Origin of the sequence: Paracoccus marcusii (assembly GCF_006151785.1) — a bacterium.
Classification (GTDB): domain Bacteria; phylum Pseudomonadota; class Alphaproteobacteria; order Rhodobacterales; family Rhodobacteraceae; genus Paracoccus; species Paracoccus marcusii.
In genome coordinates this window covers 1-7468 of sequence record NZ_VDDD01000146.1, presented here as the reverse complement: position 1 = coordinate 7468, position 7468 = coordinate 1, and the positions used below count along the sequence as shown (strand labels likewise).

The window sequence follows — 7468 nt, the reverse complement described above, 5'->3', positions numbered from 1 at the left end:
GGCCATCACCCCGTCCAGGCGGTCGGCCCGCTGGATCACCGTCAGCCAGCCGCCGGGCCGCAACCGCCTGAGGCCCGCGTCGATCCACTGCGCCAGCGGCGTCTCCTCGCGTCTGGCCAGGGCGCGGCCCGCGTCGGGCGCGGCCGTGCCGCCCAGGAAATAGGGCGGGTTCATCATCACATGGTCAAAGGAGGCGTCGCGCAGATCCCGCGGCGGGTCGGTCAGATCGCCGGTCAGGACCGTCAGCGCGATGCCGTTCGCGGCGGCATTGCGGCGGGCCAGGTCCGCATAGGACTGCTGCCGCTCCAGCCCGGTGATCGCCAGGTCCGGCACCCGCCAGCCCAGGCACAGGCTGGCCACCCCGGCCCCGCAGCCCAGTTCCAGCACCGCCTGCCCCGGCCGCGCGGGACAGGCCGCGGCCAGCATCACCGCATCCGCCCCCGCGCGATAGCCGCGCGCAGGCTGACTGATGCGCAGCCGCCCGTCCAGGAATCCGTCGATGCGGGTGTCAGTCATCCAGCCCGTTGTCGCGCAGGATGGCGCGGGCCATGAATTCGTCGCGGTCCGCGACCATCAGCCGCGCGGGCAGCACGCCGATCGATCCCTCCAGCACGCTCATGTGCTGATCCATCGGAAAGGTGGCGATCCCTTCGGATTCCAGCAGGCTGGTGGCGGCGGACATGCGGACCGGATCGTTGCTGCGGAAAAGCTCTTTCATGGGCGCGACGTTAAGCGGCGGTTGCGCATTTGTCGATGCCGTGGCAATGCACGGTCGCAGACACGGGGTATGGCATGACTGTGCAGGACAACGTCCGCAAACCGCTGGATCGGCTGAGCGAGGCCCTGACCGCCGAAATGGAGGCGGTCAACGCGCTGATCCGCGACCGCATGGCCAGCCGCCATGCCCCCCGCATCCCCGAGGTGACGGCGCATCTGATCGAGGCCGGCGGCAAGCGCCTGCGCCCGATGCTGACGCTGGCCGCGGCCAAGCTGCTGGGCTATCCCGGCCCGTGGCACGTGCATCTGGCCGCGACGGTCGAATTCATCCACACCGCCACGCTGCTGCATGACGACGTGGTCGACGAAAGCGCGCAGCGGCGCGGACGCCCGACGGCGAACCTGCTGTGGGACAACAAGTCCAGCGTGCTGGTCGGAGATTACCTGTTCGCGCGCAGCTTTCAGCTGATGGTCGAACCCGGCAACCTGCGCACGCTGGAGATCCTGGCCAATGCCAGCGCCACCATCGCCGAGGGCGAGGTGCTGCAGCTGACCGCGGCGCAGGACCTGGCAACCGATGAATCCGTCTATCTGCAGGTGGTTCGCGGCAAGACGGCGGCGCTGTTTTCCGCCGCGACCGAGGTGGGCGGCGTCATCGCCGGGGCGCCTGACGATCAGGTGCAGGCGCTGTTCGATTACGGCGACGCCCTGGGCATCAGCTTCCAGATCGTCGACGACCTGCTGGATTACGGCGGCGCGACCGAGACGATCGGCAAGAACGTGGGCGACGATTTCCGCGAACGCAAGCTGACCCTGCCGGTCATCAAGGCCATCGCCAAGGCCGACGCCGAGGAACGCGCCTTTTGGACCCGCACCATCGAGGCGGGCGACCAGCGCGACGGCGACCTGGAGCACGCGCTGTCGCTGCTGGCCCGTCACGGTGCGATGGAGGCCGCGCGCGCCGATGCGCTGGCCCATGCCGCACGGGCCCGCGCGGCGCTGCAGGTGCTGCCCGCGCATCCGATTCGCGACATGCTGGCCGACCTCGCGGATTTCGTCGTCAGCCGCGTGGCCTGACAGACCCCCTTTTCGTCCTCTCCCACCCTGCGTTTTCGGCGGCCCTTTCGGGGCTGCCGCGGCCGCACGCGGCGCGCCTGAATTTCGGGCATCGCCCCGCATTACAGCCCATTTTCCCGGCATGACCGGTCTGGACGCCCTGAATCAGTGCCTGCGGCCTGTGCAAGCGGCTGCATTCTGCCAATCCAAGGGGCGAAGTTCGCCGCAGCTGCGGCCCGTGGGGTGATGTTAAGGATGAGAGAAGTATGAGAAAGCTTTCCGCATATGGTCTTTTGGCGGCGGCCCTGTCCGCCGTCCCAGCCTTCGCGCAGGACGCCGCGGCCCCGGTCGTCGAGGCGGCGGCCCCCATCGTCGACAAGGGCGATGCCGCCTGGCTGATGATGTCGGCCGTCCTGGTCATCTTCATGACCCTGCCGGGCCTGGCGCTGTTCTATGGCGGCCTGGTGCGCGCCAAGAACATGCTGTCGGTGCTGATGCAGGTGCTGACCATCTTTTCCATCATCGCGATCCTGTGGGTCGCTTTCGGCTATTCGCTGGCCTTCACCGGTGCCGGCAGCGCCGAGGACGCGACCTTCTTCACCCCCTATATCGGCGGACTGTCCAAGGCGTTCCTGGCGGGCGTGGGCACCGATGCCCTGGCCGAGACCTTCTCGACCGGCGTGTACGTCCCGGAACTGGCCTTCGTGATCTTCCAGATGGCCTTCGCCTGCATCGCCTCGGCGCTGATCGTGGGTGCCACGGCCGAACGGCTGAAGTTCTCGGCGGTGATCCTGTTCGTGGTGATCTGGTTCTGCTTCTCCTACATCCCGATGGCCCACATGGTCTGGTGGTGGGGCGGCCCGTCGGCCTATGACGCGCCCTCGGGCCTGCTGTTCGGGCACGGCGCGCTGGACTTTGCCGGCGGCACGGTGATCCACATCAACGCAGGCGTCGCGGCGCTGGTCGCGGCCATGGTCGCAGGACCCCGCCTGGGCTATCGCAAGGAGCTGCTGGCGCCCCATAACCTGACCTTCACGCTGGTCGGCGGCTGCATCCTGTGGGTCGGCTGGTTCGGCTTCAACGCGGGCTCCAACCTCGAGGCCAACGGCCTGACCGCGCTGGCGATGATCAACACCGCCGTCGCCACCGCCGCCGCCGTGCTGGCCTGGTCGTTCGGCGAATGGATGATGCGCGGCCATCCCAGCCTGCTGGGCGGCATCTCGGGCGCCATCGCGGGCCTGGTCGGCGTGACGCCGGCCGCGGGCTTCGTCGGACCCATGGGCGCCATCGCGATCGGCCTGATCGCCGGCCTGGTCTGCATGTGGTTCGTTATCTCCGTCAAGCCCCGCATGGGCATCGACGACAGCCTGGACGTGTTCGGCATCCACGGCGTCGGCGGCATCGTCGGCGCGATCCTGACGGGCGTCTTCGCGGCCCCGTCCCTGGGCGGCGGCGGCGTGTTCGACTATTCCACCGGCGCGGTGGGCGAATACGCGATGGGCGCGCAGGTCTGGAACCAGACCTTGGGCGTGATCATCGCCATCGTCTGGTCGGCGGTCGTGTCCTTCATCGCGATCCATATCGTCAGGGCGCTGATCGGCCTGCGCGTCAGCGACAGCGACGAACGCCAGGGCCTGGACGTGACCACCCACGGCGAGAACGCCTACAACTGATCGGGCACCCGCCCCACGGCAAAGGCCCGGCCCCTGCGGCCGGGCCTTTCGCATGACCGGCAGGCGTGGAAAATCACGCTTCGGTCAGCCCAATTCCCCCCGACGCAAACTTGCTGTAAGCTGGATGCCAATTCCGCCGGACCAACCGGCCACGCAGTCACGCAGGCACCCGACGCATGAAACGACCTACCGGTACCCCGCCCCGTTCGGGCAAAAGCCCTGTTGCCGACAAGCGCAGCCAACCCGCGCCGGCCAAGGCCACGCCCCGCAAGGTCAAGCGGCACGGAAAGCCGCGGCGCGGCGGCATCCTGGGATGGATCGCCGGTCTGGTGACGCTGGCCTGGCGCATCGTCTGGGGGTCGATCTGGCGCCTGGCCGTGACGGTCGCGCTGATCATCGGCGCCGCCAGCGCCTATTTCTATGTCAGTCTTCCCGAGGCGCAGGACCTGTTCGACGGTCGCGCCCGCGGCAGCGTCACCATGCTGGACCGCGACGGCCGCGTCTTCGCTTGGCGCGGAGAGACATACGGCGCCGTCACCAGCGACCAGATCCCCGAGGTGCTGCAGCAGGCCGTGCTGTCGTCCGAGGACCGCCGGTTCTTCCGCCATTTCGGCGTCAGCCCGCGCGGCATCGCCAGCGCCATCCGCATCAACATGGCCGAGGGCCGCGGCCCGCTGGAGGGGAACGGCGGTTCCACCATCACCCAGCAGGTCGCCAAGCTGCTGTGCCTGGGCGACACGTTCGATCCCACCCGCTTTGCCAACGAGGCCGAGTTCGAGGCCGAATGCCGGTCGGGCGGCATCTGGCGCAAGATCAAGGAGATCCCCTATGCCTTCGCCATGGAGGCGAAGTACAGCAAGGAGGAGATCCTCTCAATCTACATGAACCGCTCCTATCTGGGCGGCGGCGCCCGCGGGTTCGAGGCCGCGAGCCAGGTCTATTTCAACAAGCCCGCGGCCGATCTGAACGTGTCCGAGGCCGCAATGCTGGCGGGCCTGCTGCCCGCACCCAGCCGCTATGCCCCGACCGCCAGCCTGGAACGCGCCCAGGCCCGTGCCAGCGTCGTCATGGGGCTGATGCACCAGGAAGGCTATCTGGACGACCAGCAGCTGGCCCAGGCCCGCGCCAACCCCGCGACCCTATCGCAGGCGGCATCGGCCCGGGCGGGCGGTTACTTTGCGGATTGGCTGATGGAATCCGGCCCCGGCTTCCTGACCAGCGAGACGACCGAGGACGTGACCATCACGACCACGCTTGACCAGCGCATCCAGCGAGCGGCCGAACGCGCCCTGCAGAAGGTGTTCGACGAGAAGGTCAAGGACGGCTCGACCGCCGAGGCCGCGGTCGTGGTGATGTCCGCCGACGGCGCGGTGCGTGCGATCATCGGCGGGCGCGACACGCGGGTGAACGGCGTCTTCAACCGCGCGACCCAGGCGAAGCGCCAGACCGGGTCCAGCTTCAAGCCCTTCGTCTATGCCGCCGCGCTGGAGGCCGGGTATTCGCCAAGCGACCGGATCGAGGACGGCCCCCTGACCATCCGCATTCCCGGCGGGCGCAACTGGTCGCCCCAGAACTATACCCGCAACTATCGCGGCATGGTCACGCTGACCCAGTCCCTGGCGCAATCGCTAAACACCTCGACCATCCGCCTGCAGGAGGTCGTCGGACGCGACCAGGTGATCCGCGTGGCGCGCGATTTCGGCATCGTCAGCAACCTGACCACCAGCCCGTCCCTGGGCCTGGGCGCGTCCGAGGCGACGCTGATGGAGCTGACGGGCGCCTATGCCGGCATCCGGAACGGCGGCACGTCGGTCGCGCCCTATGGCGTGGTCGAGGTCGCAATGCAGGGCGACGACCGCCCGCTGATGGGCCAGAGCGGCGGCTTTGGCGAACGCGTCATCAGCCAGCGCGCGGCGGGCCAGCTGATCTACATGATGCAGCAGGTGATTTCGAACGGCACCGGCGGGCGCGCACAGCTGGGCGACCGTCCCGTGGCGGGCAAGACCGGCACGACCAGCAGCTATCGCGACGCGTGGTTCGTGGGCTTCACCGAACAGTACGTGACCGGCGTCTGGATGGGCAACGATGACAACACGCCCCTGACCGGGGTCACCGGCGGCGGTCTGCCGGCCGAGATCTGGCAGGCGGTGATGCTGGAGATCCATGACGGCCTGCCGGAGCTGCCCCTGTCGACCGTGTCGCCCGACGGCAGCGGGATCATCATGTCCAGCGGCGGCACGACCCCGCAGGTGGTGACCAGCGGATCGGCCGACGATCCGCTGGCCGCGGCGCTGGCCGGGGTGATGAACGGGATCGAGGCGCAGAACAGCGGCCGCGTGATCACCGCCCCCGGAGAGGTCCAGGGCGGGGCCCCCGTCACGCCGGGCAGCAGCGTGGGCGCCGATTCGGACGACGCCCTGTCCCGCGCCCTGAACGGCATCCTGGGCGGAAACTGACCCCCGGACATGAAAAAGCCGCCCGGTTTTGCGACCGGGCGGCTTTTTTGTGGGCCGGTGCGGTCAGCCCGCCTGGCGCAGATCGGCGGCCAGCGCCGCGACATCACCCTGCCGACGGGCCAGCATGGCGCCGATCTCGGCCCGTTCGCTGGCCAGCATGTTCACGCCCTCGATGATGATGTTGAAATAGAGATCCTGCCCCGAGCGGTCCGAGACATGCCATTCGACCTCCAGCGGCGCGCGCCCGTTCAGGTACGCCACCGACGTCACCGCATAAAAGCTTTTCAGCTGCCGCGACCCCGTCACCTCGATCCGCGATCCGATGAACTCTCGGAACCGGGCGCCGTACTTGCGGCCGATATAGCCCTGGAACGCTTGCCGGTATTCTGCAAAGGTCGCCGGATCGGTCTGGCGCGCAGCCGGACCAAGCGCCGAACGCGCGATGACATCCACATCCGCATAGCGGGCAAAGATCGCCTCGAACTGCTGATACATCTGGGGGGCGGGCTGGCCCGAATTGATGACCTGATAGACCTCGGCCAGCGACCGGTCGATCAGCGCGTGCGCCCCATCCGCGTCCAGCGCATGGGCGGGACGCCAGGGCAGCACCGCCGTCAGCGACGCGCATCCGATCAGGCCCAGCAGCCCCCGGCGGTCAGTCCGAATAGGGGTCGATGACATCCGCATCGTCATAGGGGTCGTAATCGTCACCGGTCTCTCCCAGGTCAAAGCGGCGGTTCATCAGCCAGATCAGCCGCGTCTGCGCATAGCTATCCGCACTGCCCTGCAGAATGCCATCCACCGTATCCCCAAAGCGCGCCCGATCACCGGCTTTTGACGCGACCCGCAGGGCGAATACCGTCGCGGCATCCCGACCGTCAAAGACGTGGTACAGCGGATCGATCAGCAGATCGACGACCTGCCCCACCGCATCGCGCTGCGTGGACGGGCCCAGCACGGGCAGTTCCAGATAGGCGCCCTCGGGGACGCCCCAGACTGCCAGCGTCTGGCCGAAATCGGTGTCACGTTCCGTCACGCCGAAACTGTCGGCGGCCGGATCGAAGACGCCGCCCAGCCCGACCGTCGAATTGACCGCGAACCGGGTCAGGTTCGCGCCCGCATCGCGGGGCTTGCCCTGCAGCAGCCCGTTCACGACCTTGACCGGCAAGGACAGGTTGCGCCCGGCATTGATGACCATCTGCAACAGCCCGATCGGCGCATCGGGATCGCGCGGAGCGTCGTCACCGCTGCCCTTCAGCCGGTTCGCGACGGGGCCGATCACCCGCGCATCCAGCCCCTTGTTGAAGGCATGCACGCGGCGGTTCTGCGCCTCGAACGGGTCGTTGACGGTGATGCCGTCCTTCTGGACGGGCGCCTGCGCGCATCCGGCGGCGACAAGCGCCGTCAGCAGCAGGGCCATGACGGGGGGGCTGTTGGGGCGCAAGGGAATCCTTAACCTTTCGATGCGAGGGTCGCGGCAGGCTGGCATAAGCCCTGCGTGGTGATATGGTCGCCGCGGTAACGAGGCAAGCCCCGCCATCGGCGCGGCATTTTCGGGGCAAGACG

Annotated in this window: 7 protein-coding genes; 3 read left to right on the top strand and 4 right to left on the bottom strand. The window is 68.4% G+C overall.

Annotated elements, in window-relative coordinates; genetic code table 11:
• Together FHD68_RS16385 and FHD68_RS16380 are read right to left on the bottom strand one after the other, a co-directional pair.
• Window positions 1-516, bottom strand: a 516-nt coding sequence (locus tag FHD68_RS16385) for a tRNA1(Val) (adenine(37)-N6)-methyltransferase (protein ID WP_139086238.1), incomplete at its 3' end; no start/stop codon positions are given.
• Window positions 509-718, bottom strand: a complete 210-nt coding sequence (locus tag FHD68_RS16380) for a putative signal transducing protein (RefSeq protein ID WP_045983647.1) — start codon at window positions 716-718, stop codon at window positions 509-511. The genes FHD68_RS16380 and FHD68_RS16385, both read right to left, overlap by 8 nt.
• 74 nt (window positions 719-792) lie before the next feature.
• Between FHD68_RS16380 and FHD68_RS16375 the strand changes: the two genes are divergently transcribed.
• From FHD68_RS16375 to FHD68_RS16365, 3 genes are all read left to right on the top strand, one after another.
• Window positions 793-1794 (top strand): polyprenyl synthetase family protein, encoded by a 1002-nt coding sequence (locus FHD68_RS16375; protein ID WP_045983648.1) that lies wholly within the window; start codon window positions 793-795, stop codon window positions 1792-1794.
• Window positions 1795-2039: 245 nt separating this feature from the next.
• On the top strand, window positions 2040-3446 hold the full coding sequence (locus FHD68_RS16370) for an ammonium transporter (protein ID WP_127897792.1): 1407 nt from the start codon (window positions 2040-2042) through the stop codon (window positions 3444-3446).
• A gap of 176 nt (window positions 3447-3622) precedes the next feature.
• Window positions 3623-5902 carry a transglycosylase domain-containing protein gene (locus FHD68_RS16365; RefSeq protein WP_045983650.1) on the top strand — a complete coding sequence of 760 codons (2280 nt, stop codon included), beginning with the start codon at window positions 3623-3625 and terminating at the stop codon, window positions 5900-5902.
• 63 nt (window positions 5903-5965) lie between these two features.
• Here FHD68_RS16365 and FHD68_RS16360 read toward each other — a convergent pair whose 3' ends face one another.
• Window positions 5966-6583 carry an MlaC/ttg2D family ABC transporter substrate-binding protein gene (locus FHD68_RS16360; protein ID WP_052715217.1) on the bottom strand — a complete coding sequence of 206 codons (618 nt, stop codon included), beginning with the start codon at window positions 6581-6583 and terminating at the stop codon, window positions 5966-5968.
• Window positions 6558-7346 carry an MlaA family lipoprotein gene (locus FHD68_RS16355; protein ID WP_240542490.1) on the bottom strand — a complete coding sequence of 263 codons (789 nt, stop codon included), beginning with the start codon at window positions 7344-7346 and terminating at the stop codon, window positions 6558-6560. Before FHD68_RS16355 ends, FHD68_RS16360 begins: the two co-directional genes overlap by 26 nt.
• Between the last annotated feature and the right edge of the window lie 122 nt (window positions 7347-7468).

Bases quoted from the DNA above. Each gene is read 5' to 3' on its own strand.
- FHD68_RS16360 (WP_052715217.1), bottom strand. From the start codon at position 6,583: ATGTCATCGACCCCTATTCGGACTGACCGCCGGGGGCTGCTGGGCCTG.
- FHD68_RS16380 (WP_045983647.1), bottom strand. From the start codon at position 718: ATGAAAGAGCTTTTCCGCAGCAACGATCCGGTCCGCATGTCCGCCGCC.
- FHD68_RS16370 (WP_127897792.1), top strand. From the start codon at position 2,040: ATGAGAAAGCTTTCCGCATATGGTCTTTTGGCGGCGGCCCTGTCCGCC.
- FHD68_RS16375 (WP_045983648.1), top strand. From the start codon at position 793: ATGACTGTGCAGGACAACGTCCGCAAACCGCTGGATCGGCTGAGCGAG.
- FHD68_RS16365 (WP_045983650.1), top strand. From the start codon at position 3,623: ATGAAACGACCTACCGGTACCCCGCCCCGTTCGGGCAAAAGCCCTGTT.